Source organism: Candidatus Binatia bacterium (genome assembly GCA_023150935.1).
In the GTDB taxonomy this organism is placed as follows: domain Bacteria; phylum Desulfobacterota; class Binatia; order HRBIN30; family HRBIN30; genus JAKLJW01.
The window spans coordinates 1-500 of record JAKLJW010000197.1 but is presented as its reverse complement, the minus strand read 5'-3'; the positions used below and the strand labels follow the sequence as shown (position 1 = coordinate 500).

1 protein-coding gene is annotated in these 500 nt (G+C 66.4%); it reads right to left on the bottom strand.

Translation table 11 applies throughout. The features are described from left to right. Positions 1-51: 51 nt before the first annotated feature. On the bottom strand, positions 52-312 hold the full coding sequence (locus tag L6Q96_23730) for a GIY-YIG nuclease family protein (protein ID MCK6557555.1): 261 nt from the start codon (positions 310-312) through the stop codon (positions 52-54). Between the last annotated feature and the right edge of the window lie 188 nt (positions 313-500).

Genomic DNA, 500 nt, shown 5'->3' with positions numbered 1-500 from the left:
TGAGTCAAGCTCCCCGAGGGGCGCTTCGCCGCGTTCCCTCACGCAGCGCGTTCAGATCGCCGCGGAATCCCCTCGCCAGAAGTGGCGGTGCTCAGCATGCCCCGACCCCGTCTTCAGATATCGCTCGAACTCGATGGCACGCTGGTCGTCGTCGAATCCGAGGTAGGTCACCAATGCCCACGGCCTGAACTTCGCCGTGTACGCCGACTTGCCGGCGTTGTGGGCTTGCAGACGGGCAGCGACATCGGCGGTCATGCCGACGTAGCGTTTGGTGGGATCGGCGACGCTGCGGATCAGATAGACGTACCGCACGCCTGCCCCGGTAGCGAACGTCGTGCCGCGGCTCTGGCCCGAAGCTGGAATAATCTCCGTCGATCGGCCGGGCAGGGGGCTCGGGGCGGCGGTGGTCAAGTCGAGTACGTCGGCCCTCCTTCGCCTACGGGTGGTGTCCGTTGGGCTTCGGAGGGCATCCTTCGCCTACGGGTGGTGTCCGTTGGGCT